Annotated in this window: 14 protein-coding genes; 10 read left to right on the plus strand and 4 right to left on the minus strand. The window is 67.7% G+C overall.

What is annotated here, in order from left to right; genetic code table 11:
• Positions 1 to 81 precede the first annotated feature (81 nt).
• Positions 82 to 537 carry a MarR family transcriptional regulator gene (locus N440_RS19530; RefSeq protein WP_133936355.1) on the minus strand — a complete coding sequence of 152 codons (456 nt, stop codon included), beginning with the start codon at positions 535 to 537 and terminating at the stop codon, positions 82 to 84.
• A gap of 596 nt (positions 538 to 1133) precedes the next feature.
• Between N440_RS19530 and folE the strand changes: the two genes are divergently transcribed.
• The 4 genes from folE to N440_RS19550 all read left to right on the plus strand — a co-directional run bounded on the left by folE (position 1134) and on the right by N440_RS19550 (position 7412).
• Complete coding sequence (gene folE, locus N440_RS19535) at positions 1134 to 1745, plus strand: GTP cyclohydrolase I FolE (protein ID WP_008267997.1); 612 nt, start codon at positions 1134 to 1136, stop codon at positions 1743 to 1745.
• Between the two features lie 112 nt (positions 1746 to 1857).
• Positions 1858 to 3327 carry a DUF3375 domain-containing protein gene (locus tag N440_RS19540; RefSeq protein ID WP_006478041.1) on the plus strand — a complete coding sequence of 490 codons (1470 nt, stop codon included), beginning with the start codon at positions 1858 to 1860 and terminating at the stop codon, positions 3325 to 3327.
• Complete coding sequence (locus N440_RS19545) at positions 3314 to 4015, plus strand: DUF4194 domain-containing protein (RefSeq protein ID WP_107231280.1); 702 nt, start codon at positions 3314 to 3316, stop codon at positions 4013 to 4015. The genes N440_RS19540 and N440_RS19545 overlap by 14 nt, the downstream gene beginning before the upstream one ends.
• Positions 4016 to 4031: 16 nt before the next feature.
• A complete protein-coding gene (locus tag N440_RS19550; protein ID WP_133936356.1) occupies positions 4032 to 7412 on the plus strand; it encodes an SbcC/MukB-like Walker B domain-containing protein in 3381 nt (1126 codons plus the stop codon).
• Between the two features lie 106 nt (positions 7413 to 7518).
• Here the strand turns inward: N440_RS19550 and N440_RS19555 are convergent, their stop codons facing one another.
• The gene (locus N440_RS19555) at positions 7519 to 8307 is read right to left on the minus strand and encodes a TSUP family transporter (RefSeq protein WP_219626123.1); all 789 of its coding nucleotides are present in this window, start codon (positions 8305 to 8307) and stop codon (positions 7519 to 7521) included.
• A gap of 93 nt (positions 8308 to 8400) precedes the next feature.
• Here N440_RS19555 and N440_RS19560 point away from each other — a divergent pair, with 93 nt between their 5' ends.
• Positions 8401 to 8793, plus strand: coding sequence for a YchJ family protein (locus tag N440_RS19560; RefSeq protein ID WP_133936357.1), 393 nt, complete (start codon positions 8401 to 8403; stop codon positions 8791 to 8793).
• 3 nt (positions 8794 to 8796) lie between these two features.
• Here N440_RS19560 and N440_RS19565 read toward each other — a convergent pair whose 3' ends face one another.
• The gene (locus tag N440_RS19565) at positions 8797 to 10077 is read right to left on the minus strand and encodes a GGDEF domain-containing protein (RefSeq protein WP_133936358.1); all 1281 of its coding nucleotides are present in this window, start codon (positions 10075 to 10077) and stop codon (positions 8797 to 8799) included.
• Positions 10078 to 10227: 150 nt separating this feature from the next.
• Here N440_RS19565 and egtB point away from each other — a divergent pair, with 150 nt between their 5' ends.
• From egtB to N440_RS19590, 5 genes are all read left to right on the plus strand, one after another.
• Positions 10228 to 11499: an ergothioneine biosynthesis protein EgtB gene (egtB, locus tag N440_RS19570; protein ID WP_133936359.1), complete on the plus strand. Its 1272-nt coding sequence runs from the start codon at positions 10228 to 10230 to the stop codon at positions 11497 to 11499.
• Positions 11496 to 12470, plus strand: a complete 975-nt coding sequence (gene egtD, locus N440_RS19575) for an L-histidine N(alpha)-methyltransferase (protein ID WP_133936360.1) — start codon at positions 11496 to 11498, stop codon at positions 12468 to 12470. The genes egtB and egtD overlap by 4 nt, the downstream gene beginning before the upstream one ends.
• A gap of 83 nt (positions 12471 to 12553) precedes the next feature.
• Positions 12554 to 13819 (plus strand): lytic murein transglycosylase, encoded by a 1266-nt coding sequence (locus N440_RS19580; RefSeq protein ID WP_133936361.1) that lies wholly within the window; start codon positions 12554 to 12556, stop codon positions 13817 to 13819.
• Between the two features lie 40 nt (positions 13820 to 13859).
• On the plus strand, positions 13860 to 14726 hold the full coding sequence (locus N440_RS19585; protein ID WP_133936362.1) for a D-hexose-6-phosphate mutarotase: 867 nt from the start codon (positions 13860 to 13862) through the stop codon (positions 14724 to 14726).
• A gap of 51 nt (positions 14727 to 14777) precedes the next feature.
• Complete coding sequence (locus tag N440_RS19590; protein WP_133936363.1) at positions 14778 to 15551, plus strand: GYF domain-containing protein; 774 nt, start codon at positions 14778 to 14780, stop codon at positions 15549 to 15551.
• A 6-nt stretch (positions 15552 to 15557) separates the two neighbouring features.
• On the opposite strand, the gene N440_RS19595 is transcribed toward N440_RS19590, so the two are convergent.
• Positions 15558 to 16745, minus strand: a complete 1188-nt coding sequence (locus N440_RS19595; protein ID WP_133936364.1) for a benzoate/H(+) symporter BenE family transporter — start codon at positions 16743 to 16745, stop codon at positions 15558 to 15560.
• Positions 16746 to 17337 lie beyond the last annotated feature (592 nt).

Below are 17337 nucleotides of genomic sequence, written 5' to 3' on the forward strand. Positions count from 1 at the left end.
GGGGAGGGACAACGAAACAACAGCAACGGGCAAAAGCCGCTGGCGTGTGCACGGCAGCGGCGGGGTTCGGGGGCAGCGGCCTTACGTAATGCGGTCGGCGGCCTCGGCCAGCAGGCGCCATGCCTTCAGCACGGCGTGCAGTTCATCCATGGAAAGCTCGCCGAACACGTCCTGGCGCAGGCCGATCAACTGGTCTTCCAGCTCGCTGACCAGGGCCTGGCCGGCCTCGGTCAGCCACAGCAGGTTGGCACGGCGGTCGCTGGCGTCGCTCTCGCGGCGGACCAGGTCGCTGGCGCACAGCTTGTCCAGCAGGCGCACCAGGGAAGGCCCTTCCATGCCCAGCTGCTGGGCCAGCGCCACCTGGCGGATGCCACCGCCGGAGCGGCCGATCATCAGCAGCGGCATGGTGCAGGCGGTGGAGATCCCGTAGCTGCCGAGCCGGCTGTCGGCCAGGCGCTGCCACTGCCGCCCTGCGTACAGCAGGCCGGAGCTGAGCTGCATCTGCAGCACGGTGCGCTCGTCGAGGGGTCGGTCCATAAGAGATAGATAGGATACTACTAATTTCATTCCTATCAATGGGTTTTTATGAATGGGGGCGTGTGTTGAGGAAAGCGTTGCGCCTGCTGGCTATCGGCTGGGGTGGCGGAGGGCCGGACGGGGCAGGGCACGCTGCAAGTACGTCCATGTAAGCTCGATCGGCGCATCCATGCGCCTCACGGCCCTGCCCCGTCCGGCCCTCCGCCACCCACCCCACATCCCGCGAGCGCGGAGGGTTGGCTCTTTAAAGGCAAGGGCAGAAGCAGTGCGGACCAACGGTCCGCACCTACCAGGGCGGTGGCGGGCCGCTTCCGAAGCCATGAACCCAGCTTTTGACCCCGCTTTCGGGCGGTCCGGCCGCGCCCGCAGGAAACTGTCAGGGAGCGGGAGAGGGGGCTGTGCAGGACCGTTGGCGCCATGGATGGCGCCATCGAGCCCCCATGGACGGGTTTACGGCGTGTCCTGCGCAGCCCCCTCTCCCACTCCAGACCGACAGCAACGACGCGCCAACACGACCCCCGATGAACCGTCCCAACAGGACGGCCCACCCCCCGGTCGGGTACGATGCTCGCCCCCCGTTCGGGACGCTGTACGCAATGAGCAAGAACAACGAAAAGGCCGCCCCGCAGGGCGACGTGACCCAGGACCAGGCCGAGGATGCCGTGCGCATCCTGCTGCGCTGGGCCGGTGAGGACCCGTCCCGTGAAGGCCTGCTGGATACCCCCCGCCGCGTCGCCGAAGCCTATGGCGACTGGTTCAGCGGTTACCGCGACGACCCGCGCGCCTACATGGAGCGGACCTTCGAGGAAGTGGCCGGCTATGACGAACTGATCGTCCTGCGTGACATCGAGTACGAAAGCCACTGCGAACACCACATGGCGCCGATCATCGGCCGCGTGCACGTCGGCTACCTGCCGGCCGGCAAGGTGGTGGGCATCAGCAAGCTGGCCCGCGTCGTCGAAGCCTACGCCCGCCGCTTCCAGGTGCAGGAGAAGATGACCGCGCAGATCGCCCAGTGCATCCAGGATGTGCTGCAGCCGATCGGTGTCGGCGTGGTGGTCGAGGGCGCCCACGAATGCATGACCACCCGCGGCATCCACAAGCGCGGCGTCAGCATGGTCACCTCCAAGATGCTGGGCAGCTTCCGCGACGACGCGCGTACCCGCGCCGAGTTCCTGCGCTTCATCGAAGTGGGCGGCAAGCGCTGAGCCGCTTGCCCGCACCCTGCCGGCCCCGTGCGGCCGGCATGCCCACGGCTGCCCGCGCGGCAGCCGTGCGCCGCTGCTCGTCCCCGCCAGCCCTCATGACTCCCTTCGCTGCATGAAGCATCGCGAACGCATTTCCCGTTACCGCCATCTGCGCGAACAGCCGCAGTGGAAGCTGCTTGCGGCCGACCACGCCCCGGAAATCATCGGCCTGCTGCAAGGGTTGCTGATGGACGGCGAGCGCACGCTGCCGTCGTCGGTGCTCAACGAGCGCCTGCAACGCGCGCTGGACCAGCTCAACGGCGACGAACTGTCGCGCGACCTGCCGCGTACCGCGCAGGCCTACATCGCGCACTGGCTGGCCCAGGGCTGGCTGGAACGTCGCCTGCCCGAAGGCGCCGACCAGGAGCAGTACGAGCTGTCCACCGCCGCACTGCAGGCGATCCGCTTCGCCGACGGCCTCGAGCAGGCCCGCGTGGCCGCCACTGAAAGCCGCCTGGCGCTGGTCATCGAACAGCTCTCGCAGCTGGCGGCGCAGACCGAATCGGATCCGGATGCACGCCTGTCGGCGCTGCGCGACGAGCGTGACCGCATCGACGCCGAGATCGCCCGCGTCGGTGCCGGCCGCGTGATCGCGCTGGATGGCAAGCGCGCGCTGGAACGTGCGCGCCAGATCATTGGCCTGGCCGACGAACTGACCGAAGACTTCCGCCGCGTGCGCGACGACTTCGAGCAGCTCAACCGCGATTTCCGCGAACGCATCATCGATGACGAGGGCGAGCGTGGCGACGTGCTGTCGCAGCTGTTCGAGGGCGTGGATGTGATCGGCGAGAGCGATGCCGGGCGCAGTTTCCAGGCCTTCTGGCGCCTGCTCAACGACGCCGAACAGAGCGCCCAGCTTGATGCCGCGCTGGAAGCAGTGCTGGCACGCGGCTTCGCCCGCCGCCTGGACCGCAACGAGCGCAACTTCCTGCGCGGCTTCACCAGCACTATGCTCGAGCGTGGCGGCCAGGTGCACGACGTGCTGCAGAACTTCGCGCGCAGCCTGCGCGGTTTCGTGCAGAGCCGTGGCTACCTGGAACAGCGCCGCCTCAATCAGTTGTTGAAGCAGGCACAGTCCGAAGCGCTGGCACTACGCGATGAGTTCCCCGCACAGCGCGGCATCGGCCGCGACCTGCAGCTGACCACCAGCCGCCTGCGCTCGTGGTCACAGTGGAAGCTGCATGATCCGCGCAGTGCCCAGGTCGATGGCAATGTCGAGTACAACGACGCCGCTGCGATCAGCCTGGAGAGCGTGGGTGATCTGGTGGCATCGTCCGAGATCGACTTCCGTACCCTGCGTCGTGACCTGCACGACCTGCTCGATGCACAGCCGCGGCTCAGCATCGCCCAGGCCTTGTCGCAGCGCGAAGCGCCGCAGGGCCTGGGCAGTGTCATTGGCTACCTGTCGCTGGGCACGCGCTTCGGCAACGTGGTCGCCGGCGAGCAGGAGCTCGCGCAATGGCGTGGTGGCGACGGCCAGATCCGTCGCGCCCGCATCCCGCTGGTTTGGTTCACCCAGGAGAGACGCCATGAGCTGGCATGAAGATCCGATCGACGCACCGCAGGCCGACGTGGCGGAAGACGCCTACGAGGCCGAACCGGTGGCGACCGTGGCGCAGCCCCGCCGTGGCAACGACGTGTACTACCTGGGCGACACCGGGCGCCTGCCGCTGGATGCGCGCCGCGCGCTGTGCCAGCTGCTGATCGGCCCCAGTATCGACCAGCTGCGCCACGCCAAGCTGTGGCCGGCGCTGATCCGCAGTGAAGCCGCCATTCGCTCCGCGCTGGCCGATCTGTTCCTGGAACTGGTGCTGGACCGCGACAGCGGCGTGGCCTTCACCCGCCAGGCCGACACCGAAGACGTTGATGCACCGGTACTGCTGCGCACCTCGCCGCTGACCTTCATCGACTCGGTGCTGCTGCTGTTCCTGCGCCAGCAGCTGGCCGAAGCCGATGCGCGCGGCAACCGCGCGGTGGTCGCCGACGCTGAGATGGCCGAAGCGCTGGCCATCTACGAAAAGAACCTGTCCACCGACCGCGCCGGCTTCAATCGCCGTGTCGCCTCGGCGGTGCAGAAGATGAAGGACAACCACATCCTGACCCGCCTCAGCGGCCAGGAAGACCGCCACGAAGTCTCGCCGGCGCTGAAGCTGCTGTTCTCCGCCGAAGACGTGTCCCAGCTTTCGGCGGTCTACCGCCAGCTGCGCGAAACCCCGGCCGCCGAGGCCTGAGAGACCCGACCATCGCATGGCTATCTCCAAGCACACTCCCGCCCTGTTCAACGAAGGCCTGCCGGACCCGCGCCTGCAGCAGTTCCGCATGCGCCGCCTGCAGGTGCACAACTGGGGCACCTTCAACGGCCTGACCGAAGTACCGATCGCCGAGCGTGGCTTCCTGTTCGTCGGCCGTTCCGGCTCGGGCAAGTCGACCCTGCTCGATGCCATGTCCGCGCTGCTGACGCCGCCGGCCATCGTCGACTTCAACGCCGCCGCGCGTGAAGCCGAGCGCAGTGGCCGCGATCGCAACCTGGTGTCCTACGTGCGCGGCGCGTGGGCCGACCAGCAGGACAGCGGCACCGGCGAAATCGCCACCCAGTACCTGCGCAAGGGCGCGACCTGGACCGCGCTGGTGCTGGAATACCGCGCCGGCGATGGCCGCGTGGTCAGCCTGGTGCGCCTGCTGTGGATATCCGGCAACGGCACCTCGGCCGGCGACGTGCGCAAGCACTACATGATCGCCGAGCGTCCGTTCGACATCGCCAAGGATCTCGGCGGCTTCGACCTGGACCTGCGCAAGCTCAAGCAGAAGCTGTCCGACCTGCACCACTTCGATACCTTCTCCGGCTATGCCGAGCGCTTCCGCGATCTGCTCGGCATCGACAACGAGATGGCGCTGCGCCTGCTGCACAAGACGCAGTCGGCGAAGAACCTGGGCGACCTCAACGTCTTCCTGCGCGACTTCATGCTCGACACGCCGAAGACCTTCGACGCCGCCGAGCGGCTGGTCAGCGACTTCGCCGAGCTCGATGGCGCGCACCAGGCGGTGGTCACCGCCCGCCGCCAGGTGGAAACCCTGCTGCCGGCACGCGCGTACTACAACGATCTGAAGGAAATGCACCGCCAGCGCGGCGACGACGAAGCGCTGAAGCTTGGCGTCGACAGCTTCCGCGAAAGCCGCCGCCAGGCGCTGATCGAAGCGCGCCTGCGCGAGATGGACGTGCGTGACCGTGGCCTGCTCGGCGAAGAAGCCCAGCGCCGCGCCGCGCTGGACAACCACACCGAGCGCCTGGCCGAACTGGAACTGCAGCGCCGCCAGCAGGGCGGTGAGCGCATCGAGGAACTGGAACGCGAGCAGGGCCGTGCCGAAGCCGAGCGCGACCGCCGCCAGGCCAAGCGTGACCAGGCCCAGGAAGCGGCACAGCAGCTGCAGGCGGAACTGCCCGACGATGCGCACGGCTTCGCCGAACTGGTCGAGCGTGCGCAGAACGAACTGCAGGACCGCCAGCGCGCCTCGGCGGCACTGGACGATGCGATCAGCGATCGCCTCGGCGGCAAGCGCGATGACGAACGCCGCTTCGGCGAAGTGCGCAGCGAGCTGGAGGCGATGCAGCGCACGCCGTCCAACATCCCGGCGCCGATGCAGAAGCTGCGCGCGCGCCTGGCCGAGGAAACCGGCATTGCCGAGGCGGCGTTGCCGTTCGTCGGCGAGTTGATCCAGGTCCGCTCGGAAGAGCAGGGCTGGCAGGGCGCCATCGAGCGCGTGCTGGGCGGTTTCGCGTTGTCGCTGCTGGTCGATGACAAGCACTACAACGACGTCGCCGAGTGGGTGAACCGCACCCACCTGGGCATGCGCTTCACCTACTACCGCGTGCGCCGCAACGACGACGCGTTTGCCCGCGAGCCGTCGGCCAAGTCGCTGCTGCACAAGCTGGAACTGCGCGAGCACGTGTTCGAAAGCTGGCTGCGCCGCGAGCTCGGCAAGCGCTTCGACTACGAGTGCGTGGATGCCAAGCAGCTGCGCAACGTCGATCGCGGCATCACCCGCGAAGGCCAGGTCAAGCATCCGGGCGATCGTTTCGAGAAGGACGATCGCAGCGCCGTTGGCGATCGCCGCCGCTGGATCCTCGGCTTCAACAACCACGACAAGGTGGGTGCCTTCGAGCGTGAAGCCCAGGAACTGGCCAAGCGCATCGCCAGCTGCGAGACCGACATTGCGCGCCTGCGCGGCCAGCGTGACCGCGACAACGAGCGTCGCCTGGCCTGCCACGAACTGGTGAGCATCAGCTGGAACGAGATCGACATCGCTGCCCCGCAGCAGCGCCTGAGCGATATCGAGGCGACCCTGCGCGACCTGCGCGAAGGCAACGCCGACCTCGCCAAGCTGGCCAGGCAGATCGACGCCGTGCGCGCCGACATCGAGCAGTCCCGCCGCACCTATGAAGACGTCCGCGTCGAGCGTGGCCAGCTGGTCAAGGAGCGTGATCGCCTCGACCGCGCGCGCCAGCAGAGCCGTGCACTGGTGCTGCCGAGCCTGGCCCAGGCGCAGGAGGCCGGGCTGGCCGAGCGCCTGCAGGAGCAGGGTCCGCTCAGCCTGGAAACGCTGGAAGCGCACATGCGCCAGGTCAGCAACGCGCTGAACGAACAGCTGTCGTCCTCGCAGCAGGACCTCAACCGCATCGAGAACCAGCTGATCGGCTGCTTCCGACGCTTCATCCAGCAGTGGCCGGAAGAATCGGGTGACTTCACCGTCTCGGTGGCTTCGGCCGAGGACTTCCTCGCCCGCCTCGAACGCCTGGAGCGTGATGGCCTGCCGCAGCACGAAGAACGCTTCTTCGATCTGCTGCAGAACCAGAGCAAGAACAACCTGCTGGCCCTGCAGCGCCACAGTGCAGAGGCCCGCAAGTCGATCGGCCAGCGCCTGGACGAAGTGAACGCCAGCCTGGAACAGGTGCCGTTCAACCGCGGTACGCTGCTGACCATCGAACTGAGCGACCGCCGGCTGCCGGAAGTCGGCGAGTTCCACCTGCAGCTGCGCGAGGTGCTGTCGCAGCAGCAGACAGAGCAGCGCGAGCTGGCCGAATCGCAGTTCACCGTGCTGCGCCAGCTGGTCAACCGGCTGGGATCGCAGGAAGGCGAGGACAAGCGCTGGCGCGAGCTGGTGCTGGACGTGCGCATGCACGTGGAGTTCATCGGCGTCGAGCTGGATGCTGAAACGCGCCAGCAGGTCGAGATCTACCGCAGCGGCGCCGGCAAGTCCGGTGGCCAGCGCCAGAAGCTGGCCACCACCTGCCTGGCGGCAGCCCTGCGTTACCAGCTTGGCGGTGCCGACAGCCAGTTGCCCAGTTACGCCGCGGTCGTGCTCGACGAGGCCTTCGACAAGGCCGACAACGAGTTCACCGCATTGGCGATGAACATCTTCGACAACTTCGGCTTCCAGATGGTGGTCGCCACCCCGCTGAAGTCGGTGATGACGCTGGAACCGTTCATCGGTGGCGCCTGCTTCGTCGAGATCAGCGGCCGCCACGACTCCGGCGTGCTGTTGATCGAGTATGACGAAGAAGGCAAGCGCCTGAAGCTGCCAGAGCGCAGCCGCCAGCAGGCCAATGAACCGGAAGAAGCCGAGGCCTGACCGCCTCGGTCCAGCGACCCGTAGAGCCGAGCCATGCTCGGCTGCTCTTCGCGACCGGAAACAGCGTGCCAACCAAGGTTGGCACCTACCGGGGCATGACGCTCATTCACGCACCGCGGAACGTATCCCACGCCATCCGTGCGATCAGCACCACCACCAGCCCCACGAACAGCTTGCGGATGAACGGCGTGCCGCCCTTCAGCGCCAGCCGCGTGCCCACCACCGATCCGATGATGTTGGCCGCCGCCATCGGCAGCGCGAACAGCCACAGGATGTTGCCGGTCGGCACGAAGAACGAGATCGCCGCCACATTGGTCGCCAGGTTCACCACCTTCGACGCGGCCGATGCACGCAGGAAGTCCAGCCCGAAGAAGCGCACGAACAGGAAGATCAGGAAGCTGCCGGTGCCCGGCCCGAAGAAGCCATCGTAGAAACCGATCGCCGCACCGATCGCCAGCGCGATCACCAGCTCGCGGCGGCCGATCTCCTGCGGCCGGTGCAGCGCGCCGAAGTCCTTCTTCCACAGCGTGTAGGCCAGCATCGCGATCAGCAGCACCAGCACCAGCGGGCGCACCGCATCCTTGGGCAGCAGGCTCACCGCCGTGGCCCCGGCGAACGAGAAGATGAAGGCGGTACCGGCCGCGAACAGCACCGGCTTCCACGGGAAGCGCACGTTGCGCGCATAGCGCCAGGCCGCCGCACCGGTGCCGAACATCGAACTGAACTTGTTGGTACCGAACAGCATCGCCGGCGTCTGCTGCGGCAGCACCGTGAACAGGCCGGGCAGCTGCACCAGGCCGCCGCCACCGACGGCGGCATCCACAAGACCGGCGATGAAGGCGATCACCACCAGCCACCACAACTCAGGGGGAACCAGTTCCAGCACGGCGGTCATTCAATGTGGGGGCGCGACAGCATACGCCTGTCCTGCTGCAACTGACCTGTGCCGCGCGTGGATCAATCCGTGCAACCCGGCGACAATGGCGGCATGACCCGACACCCCGCCGATCCCTGTCCCTGTGGCCTGAACGCCGACTACACCGCCTGCTGTGGACGCTTCCATGCCGGCGAAGCCGCACCGGATGCCGAGCACCTGATGCGTTCGCGCTACAGCGCATATGTGCGTGGCCTTGCCGATTACCTGCGCCAGACCTGGCACCCGGACACCCGCCCCGCCGAGCTGTCACTGGACGAAGCACCCGGCCAGCGCACGCATTGGCTGGGCCTGTCCGTGTACGAGCACACCTCCACAGGCGCCGACAGCGCGGAAGTACGCTTCACCGCGCGCTACCGCATCGGCGGCGGCAGTGCGGTGAAAATGACCGAACACAGCCGCTTCCTGCGCATCGACGGCCGCTGGTACTACCTCGACGCGGTCTGAGCCTCAGCCGCCGCGCACGGCCAGCACGCGCTGGCCAGCATGCGCGTGCACCTGGTTGCGGCCGCCGTCCTTGGCCAGGTACAGCGCCTGATCGGCCGCCTTGATCACCGCCGCCGGCCGTGGGTTCTCGCGGCTGTCGGCCAGGCCGATACTCACCGTCACCTGAACCACCTGGCCGCTGCCGCCGCGACCGCGCTGCTGGCGGCCGGTGTCGTCATCGCGGCTGCGGGTACTGCGGTCGCGCAGCTGCATGCGGGTGTCCTCGATGCTCTGCCGCAGTGCTTCCACGGCATCGACACAGGCCGCCGCCGGACGGTCCAGGAACACCACGGCGAACTCCTCGCCGCCATAGCGGAACGCGCGACCACCGTCGCCTACCCGCGACAACCGCGAGGCCACCAGGCGCAGTACATCGTCGCCGGTGTCGTGGCCATGGGTGTCGTTGAACGATTTGAAGTGGTCCACATCCACCATTGCGATGCTGTAGGTGCCGCGCGCCCGCTGCAGGGTCTCGTTGAACGCGCGGCGCCCCGGCAGGCCGGTCAGTTCATCGCGGAAGGCCATGTGGAACGACTCCTGCAGCATTGCACCCAGCATCAGCAGCAGGGCGGCACTGCTCAGTGCCGGCAACAGCACCGGTTGCAGGAAAATCCGCGGCAGCATCCACCACAGGCACAGCAGGGCCAACAGCATCGCGGTGTGCAATGGCCGCGGATGCCGCCACGCCTGCCAGCCCAGCGCAGCGGTGGCCAGCAGGAACAGCAGGGCCGGCACCTGCGCCAGCGCGTTCCATTCGGCTGGAATCCAGCGCCAGTGACGGTTCGACAGCAGGTCGTGCATGCCGCTGGGCTGCTGTGCTGCCAGCAGCAGGAAGGCGGCAAGCGCCAGGCCGCAGACCACGCCGCGCAGCAACAGGTCCTGGCGTCGGCGCCCGCGCTCCGGCCACAACGCCAGTCCGGCGAACAACAGCGGCAACCAGGCCGAGATGGCATGGAAGCGCAGCGGGGTCAGGGCGGTCACATGGCCACTGCGCAGGTAGCCACCCACGTCCTGGTGCAGCAGCGCGAACACCGCCGCCACCAGCAGCAACAGGCACAGCGCACGCACCTGGTGGTAGAGCAGGGCCAGCCCGGCGCCGAGGCTGGCCAGCAGCCACGGCAGGATGCGCTGGGCCGGGCTGGCAACGTCTTCGTTGCCCAGCGCCGTCCACAGCAGCAGTGCGACCAGCACGGCGGGCAGCACGAACAGGTAATGCGCAGGCTGGCGGAGCGGATGCAGGGGCAAGCAGGAATTCCAGCGCGGTGACGACGCGGCCGCAGCATTGCCGTTAGCGGCGTTCGGGCCCACTTCTTGAATGCGGGCGGGTCACCCATGTGAACGATGTGACGCCGAACCATGACGTCGCACTCACCGGCCTGCGCCGATGCTGCCTGCATGGACAGCGTACCTGCCGCCGTCGCTGCCCCGCAGCACGATCTCGCCCACCAGTTCGCGCGGGTGCGGGCCCGCAGCCTGCAGCTGGCCGCGCCGCTCAGCGCCGAGGACGCCATGCTGCAGAGCATGGCCGATGCCAGCCCGAGCAAATGGCACCTGGCCCACACCACCTGGTTCTTCGAACGCTTCGTGCTGGCTGGCCTTGCCGCCGCGTCGGCGCACGATCCTGGCTGGGACTACCTGTTCAACAGCTACTACAAGAGCATCGGCCCGGCCCATGCGCGGCCACAGCGTGGGCTGCTGTCGCGCCCCTCGCTGCAGCAGGTACGCGATTACCGCCAGCAGGTGGATGTGCAGGTGCAGTCACGCCTCGCTGCCGGCGACCTCGACCCCCAGGCGCTGCAGCACCTGCAGCTGGGCCTGCAGCACGAACAGCAGCACCAGGAACTGCTGCTCACCGACATCAAGCATGCGTTCTGGTGCAATCCGCTGCAGCCGGCCTACCGGCAGGACCTGCACGCCACCACCAGCATCGCCACTGCGCAGGGCTGGATCGAATCGCCAGAACGCATCGTTACCGTGGGTGCCGCGGCGTGGCCGCAGCACGCCTCCTTCGCCTACGACAACGAATCGCCTCCGCACCGCGTGCTGCTGCCCGCCCACGCCCTGGCCGAGCGCCCGCTCAGCAACGCCGAGTACCTGGCCTTCATCGAGGCCGGCGGCTATCGCGAGCCGCGCTGGTGGCTCAGCGAAGGCTGGGCGCTGCGCGAAGCAGAGGACTGGCAGCACCCGCTGTACTGGGACGACGCCCTGCAGCGCGAATACACCCTGGGCGGTTGGCGCGAACTGGACCCGCACGCGCCGGTCTGTCACCTCAGTTATTACGAGGCCGACGCCTGCGCCCGCTGGGCCGGTGCACGCCTGCCCAGCGAGTTCGAGTGGGAAGCCGCTGCCGCCTCGCAACCGCTGTGCGGCCATTTCGCCGATGACGATGGCCTGCACCCGCAGGCCGGGCAGGGCAATGGCCTGCGCCAGATGTTCGGCGATGTCTGGGAGTGGACCCAGAGCGCCTATGGGGCCTATCCGGGTTTCCGCCCGTTCGCCGGCAACCTGGGCGAATACAACGGCAAGTTCATGTGCGGGCAATGGGTGCTGCGCGGTGGCAGCTGCGCCACTCCGCGCGGACATGTACGTGCCAGCTACCGCAATTTCTTCATGCCGCCGGCGCGCTGGCAGTTCTCCGGGCTGCGCCTGGCCAGGGACCTCACATGAGTACGGTCGATGACGCACTGCAGGCGCTGACCGATCTCACCCCGGGGCGCCAGCAGATCCTGGCCGATGTGGTGGCAGGTCTGTCGCGCCCGTCGCGGCAGTTGCCCTCCAAGTACTTCTACGATGCCCGCGGCTCGCGCCTGTTCGAGCAGATCACCCAGACCCCCGAGTATTACCCCACGCGCACCGAACTGGCCCTGCTGAAGCGCGTGCTGCCGGACATCGCCCGTACCGTCGGTCCGCGCCTGCACGTGGTGGAGCTCGGCAGCGGCAGTGGCCGCAAGACCGCGCTGCTGCTGGCGGCATTGCACGAGCCGGTGGCCTACACGCCGATCGAGATCTCGCGCGCCGCACTGCTGTCCAGCATCGATCATCTGGCACCGGCGCTGCCCGAGGTCGAGATGCTGCCGGTCTGCGCCGACTTCACCCGTCCGGTGGCCGTGCCCATGCCCGAGCGCGAACCGGCACGACGCCTGCTGTTCTTCCCCGGCTCCACGCTGGGCAATTTCGAAGGCGAGGACGCCGTCGCGCTGTTGCGCGCGATGCGCCAGACCATGGGCGGTGAGGGCCTGGCCCTGGTCGGCATCGACCTGCACAAGGACCCGGCGCTGATCGAGGCGGCCTACAACGACGCGCAGGGCGTCACCGCTGCCTTCACCCTCAACCTGCTGGCCCGGCTCAACCGCGAGATCGGTAGTGACTTCGATCTCGACGGATTCCGTCACCGTGCGTGTTACAGCACCGCGCGGCTGCGCATTGAAACCGACCTGGTCAGCCGCTGGGCGCAGGATGTCCATCTCGATGGCCGGACCTTCCACTTTGCCGCCGATGAGCCGATCCGCGTGGAGTACAGTCACAAGTACACCGATGACAGCTTTGAAGCGCTGCTGCAGCAGGCCGGGCTGCAGGTCACCCAGCGCTGGGATGCCGACCGTCCTGCCTACGGCCTGCGCCTGCTGCGTGCGGTTTAGCCCGCCGGCGGTCCGGGTTCCCTTCAGGTTCGGCGGCATCGGTACCCCTAAGATGGCCCTGCAACGGCAACACGGAGGACGCCATGCCCATTCTCACCACGCTCGGCCTGGCGGCCGCCCTGGTTTCGGCCCCCACGCCTGCGGCAGCCGATGCCAGTGTCGATCCCGCCTTCAGCCGCTGCCTGGCGAACCTGCAGGCCACCGCCGCCAGCCAGGGCATCCGTGCCGAGCGCTTCACTGAGATCACCGCAGGCCTCACGCCCGACCCGAGTGTGCTTGGCCTGCTCGATGCGCAGCCGGAATTCACTACACCGATCTGGGACTACCTGGCCGCGCTGGTCGATCGCCAGCGCGTGGATGATGGCCGCGCGATGCTGCAGCAGCATCGTGACCTGCTCGATCGGGTGTCTGCACAGTACGGCGTCGATCCGGCCACCATCGTCGCGGTGTGGGGCGTGGAGAGCGACTACGGCCGCGTGTTCGGCAAGCGCCCGCTGTTGCAGTCGCTGGCCACGCTGTCCTGTGCCGGCCGCCGCCAGGCCTTCTTCCGCGGTGAACTGCTGGCCCTGCTCACGCTGATCGACCGTGGTGACCTGCAGGCACAGGGCCTCACCGGGTCCTGGGCAGGCGCCTTCGGGCATACGCAGTTCATGCCCAGCACCTACGCACGCATCGCTGTGGATGGTGATGGCGATGGTCGCCGCGACCTGGTCGGCAGCATCCCCGATGCGCTGGCGTCCACTGCCAACTACCTCAAGCGCGCCGGTTGGCGCAGTGGCGAGCCGTGGGGCATGGAGGTGCGTGTCCCCGCCGGTTTCAATGCCCGGCAGGCGGGGCGTACCCAGCGCCGCGCCCTGGCCGAGTGGCGCGCGCAGGGAGTGACCGCGCTGGACGGCAGTGCGCTGGCCCCGGCCAAGCTTCCCGCCGACGCGCGTGCCGCCCTGCTGCTGCCGGCCGGCAGCAAGGGCCCGGCGCTGCTGGTGTTCCGCAATTACGACGCAATCTACAGCTACAACGCGGCCGAGAGTTACGCACTGGCCATCGCCACGCTGGCCGACCAGCTGCGCGGTGGCACCGGATTGGCCACGGCCTGGCCCACCGACGATCCCGGCATCGGCCGCGACGAGCGCCGTCAGCTGCAGACGCTGCTGCTCGCCCGCGGCCACGATATCGGCAGCGCAGACGGCATGATCGGTACTGCCACGCGTCGCGCGATCCAGGCCGAACAGCAGCGCCTTGGCTGGGTCAATGCCGATGGTCGCGCCGGGCAACGCATCCTGCGCGCGCTGCAGGAAGAGGCCGCCGCTGCCGCGCCCAGTGCGCAGAAGGCCTTGCCGGCGGCACGTTGACCGCGACATCATCGCCGCGGTCTTCAAGGAGCGTCATCGCATGCAGTCGAATCCGGACATCAGCAACGGCCTGTATCACGGGCTTGAGGCCTGGCACGTGCGCACGTCCAGCGCCACGGCGGTCATCAGCGTGTTCGGCGGGCAGCTGCTGTCGTTCATTCCGCAGGGACAACCGGATCTGTTGTGGTTGTCGCCCACGCGCGCCGAACTGCCGACACCGATCCGCGGTGGCGTGCCGGTGTGCTGGCCATGGTTCGGTCGCCAGGGCCAGGGCGCTGATGCTCCCGCGCATGGCCGGGTACGCACCGCACGCTGGGAACTGCTGCACGTGCACCAGAGCGATACCGGCGTGGTGGAACTGCAGCTTGCCCCGTCACTGTCCGATCCGCTCGGTCTGCGCCTGCAGATGACGCTGCGCATCGGCCATCAGCTGCACCAGCAACTGACCACCGAGAACACGGGGTCCGCTCCGGCGACGTTCACCCAGGCCCTGCACAGCTATTTCAGGGTGGGTGATGCCACCCGTGTGGACGTCGAGGGTGTCGACGGCCTGCAGTACCTGGACAAGTACGAGGACTATGGCCAGGCGCGAGTGCAGCAGGGGCCATGGTCGTTGCGTGACCCGCGTGATCCGGGTCGCAGCGACCGCATCTATACCGGTGCACAGGGCCACTATGTGCTTCGCGATCCCGTCCTGCAGCGGCGGATCGAGATCCGCAGCGAAGGCAGCCAGACCCTGGTGGCCTGGAACCCGGGAGCCGAGGCCGCGGCGAAAATGTCGGATGTCGGCGAGGGCTGGCGCGACTATGTGTGTCTGGAAGTGGCCAATGCCGGTCCCGAGCCGGTCACGCTCGCACCGGGTGCGCGCCATCGACTGGCGCAGACCCTCTCCAGCGAACCGCTGTAGGCCGTGGCAGGGAATTCCGTTCTGAAGAAGCCGTGAGCAGGGAAGGACAGCATGCAGGAAGCACAGTGGTGGTATGCCAACAGCAGGCAGAGCGAAGGACCGGTGGACCTGGCCGGCCTGCGTCGCCTGCGGCAGGAAGGTACGGTGACGGCGCGCACGCTGCTGTGGTGCGAAGGCATGCCGTCGTGGCGTCCGTTGTCTGAGCTGGAACAGGCTGCAGCGCCCGTCGAGGCCGCTCCGGCCGCGGAGTTCGACGCAGCCGTTGCCTCCGGGAGCAGCGCACCCAGCGTCGGTGATCCTTCCGATCCCTACCGTGCACCGGCGGCCGCAACGGACACCGCCGTGACGGCGGGGCTGGAAGGCGAAATGGCACTGTATGCCGCCGTGGTCGGCGGCAACTTCCCGATCTATCGCCAGCGCTGGCGGCTGGATCAGGGCATCGCCACGGGCAGCGGCACCTGGCACTGGCCGGCGTTCCTGCTGGGCCTGGTCTGGATGATGTACCGCAGGATGTATCGCCTCGCAGCGATGTGGGCGGGCCTGCTGCTGCTGATCAGCGTGATCGAGACGCTGCTGGATGTGCCTGATGGCCTGTCGCTGATCATCACTGTCGCGCTCAGCATCACTACCGGTGCCTTCGGCAATACCTGGTACCTGGCACATTGCCAGCGCCTGATTGCCCGGGCCCGAGCGGAGAGCCGTGGCGACGAGACACGGCTGCACACTGAGCTGAGCGCGCGCGGTGGCACCAGCGTGGTCGCCACCGTGATCGCCCTCGTCATCGCGGCGGTGCTGAGTACCGTTGGTGCAGGATTGGCCGGGTAGCCCTGTTCAGCGGCCCTGGCGGGGCCGCAGCACCAGCAGGCACAGCGCGCCAGCCACCAGGCCCCAGAACGCCGAACCAATCCCGGCCAGCGATACGCCCGAGGCGGTGACCAGGAAGGTGACCAGTGCCGCCTCGCGGTCACGCTCCACCGCCAGTGCACTGGCCAGGCTGTTGCCGATGGTGCCGAACAGTGCGATACCGGCGACGCAGGCCACCAGTTCCCTCGGGAACGCTGCAAACAGCGCCGCCACCGTGGCACCGAACAGGCCGATGACAATATAGAAGGCGCCTGCAGCCATGGCGGCGGTGTAGCGTCGTGCCGGATCCTCGTGCGCATCGCGGCCCATGCAGATCGCTGCCGTGATCGCCGCCAGGTTCAGCGCGTACGCGCCGAATGGCGCCAGCAGGGTGTTGACCACACCGATCCAGCCGATCAGCGGCGATACCGGGGCGTCATAGCCGGAGGCACGCATCACCGCCACGCCGGGAATGTTCTGCGAGGCCATGGTGACCACGAACAAGGGCAGCGCAATGCCCGCCACTGCGGTCCACGACAGTGAGGGCATCACCCACTGCGGTACCGCCAGTTGCAGCTGTACCTGCTGGGCGTGCAGCAGGCCACGGCTGGCGGCGATGGTGATACCGACCAGCAGGGTGGCGATGACCGCATAGCGCGGAAACAGGCGCCGCCCGGCCAGCCAGGTCGCGAACATCGCCAGGGCCAGGATCAGTTGGCTGTTCATGGCCACGAACACATCCAGGCCGAAGCGCAGCAGCACCCCGGCCAGCATGCCCGCGGCCAGCGCCATCGGCACCCGCTGCATCAACCGGGCGAACAGGCCCGAGAAGCCCGCCAGCATGCCCAGCACGGCGGCGAGCAGGAAGGCGCCGGTCGCTTCAGAGAGCGAAGCGCCGCCGGCACCCACCACCAGCATGGCCGCACCCGGGGTCGACCACGCGGTCACTACCGGCACGCGATAGCGCAGCGACAGGCCAATGCAGGTCACGCCCATGCCCAGCCCAAGCGCCCACATCCACGAGGCGATCTGCGCCTGGTCGGCACCGACGGCCTGCGCGGCCTGGAACACGATCACGGCGGAACTGGCGAAGCCGACCAGCACTGTAATGAAGCCGGCAACGATGGCCGGCATCGAAAGATCGCGCCACCACGTGCGTGTCACCTGCATGCTCATTGCTCTCTCTCCACTGTGCATCCCTGCATTGATAGCGGCTACGGCGTTGACCGCGCAACGCGCGGGCAACGCCGCAGTGATCTTCGAGCGTACGTCATGCGTGATGTCGCGGTGCTTCTGTCATCACCCTGCAAAAAAAGCCTTGACGAAATCTGCAGGATCTCTAGAATTCGCTCCCTTGCTGCAGCGCATCGCTTCTTCGGAAACGGCACGCGAACAGCGACGCCACCGCCGACGAACGAGATGATCGAACGAAGGTGTTGACGGACTCGGAAAGTCCGGCATAATAGGCGGCTCGCAACGACGAAAGGCCTTCGGGTCCAACGCCGAAGCGGCATCGGCAACAACGTCCACTCCGGTGAGACGGCCTTGAAAAAAGGTGTTGACGAAGCGGAAAAGCCGGCTATAATGGGCGGCTCGCTACGAAGGAAACTTCGCAGCACACGGGAACGGCGCTGAGGCCACTTCCCCGGATCTTTGAAAGTATGCGCAGGTATCTTGTGAAGGCGCCTGCAGGAAGGATGATTGTCCATCTTGCAGACGTTTGATCAAGCAACTATTAATTGTTTTAAAGCAAGCGATACGTTGCCAG

It is taken from the genome of Stenotrophomonas sp. CC22-02, assembly GCF_004365115.1.
GTDB classification, from domain to species: Bacteria; Pseudomonadota; Gammaproteobacteria; order Xanthomonadales; family Xanthomonadaceae; genus Stenotrophomonas; species Stenotrophomonas forensis.

Coding starts and splice junctions, on each gene's coding strand:
- N440_RS19530 (WP_133936355.1), bottom strand. CDS start 537: ATGGACCGACCCCTCGACGAGCGCACCGTGCTGCAGATGCAGCTCAGC.
- folE (WP_008267997.1), top strand. CDS start 1,134: ATGAGCAAGAACAACGAAAAGGCCGCCCCGCAGGGCGACGTGACCCAG.
- N440_RS19540 (WP_006478041.1), top strand. CDS start 1,858: ATGAAGCATCGCGAACGCATTTCCCGTTACCGCCATCTGCGCGAACAG.
- N440_RS19545 (WP_107231280.1), top strand. CDS start 3,314: ATGAGCTGGCATGAAGATCCGATCGACGCACCGCAGGCCGACGTGGCG.
- N440_RS19550 (WP_133936356.1), top strand. CDS start 4,032: ATGGCTATCTCCAAGCACACTCCCGCCCTGTTCAACGAAGGCCTGCCG.
- N440_RS19555 (WP_219626123.1), bottom strand. CDS start 8,307: ATGACCGCCGTGCTGGAACTGGTTCCCCCTGAGTTGTGGTGGCTGGTG.
- N440_RS19560 (WP_133936357.1), top strand. CDS start 8,401: ATGACCCGACACCCCGCCGATCCCTGTCCCTGTGGCCTGAACGCCGAC.
- egtB (WP_133936359.1), top strand. CDS start 10,228: ATGGACAGCGTACCTGCCGCCGTCGCTGCCCCGCAGCACGATCTCGCC.
- egtD (WP_133936360.1), top strand. CDS start 11,496: ATGAGTACGGTCGATGACGCACTGCAGGCGCTGACCGATCTCACCCCG.
- N440_RS19580 (WP_133936361.1), top strand. CDS start 12,554: ATGCCCATTCTCACCACGCTCGGCCTGGCGGCCGCCCTGGTTTCGGCC.
- N440_RS19585 (WP_133936362.1), top strand. CDS start 13,860: ATGCAGTCGAATCCGGACATCAGCAACGGCCTGTATCACGGGCTTGAG.
- N440_RS19590 (WP_133936363.1), top strand. CDS start 14,778: ATGCAGGAAGCACAGTGGTGGTATGCCAACAGCAGGCAGAGCGAAGGA.
- N440_RS19595 (WP_133936364.1), bottom strand. CDS start 16,745: ATGAGCATGCAGGTGACACGCACGTGGTGGCGCGATCTTTCGATGCCG.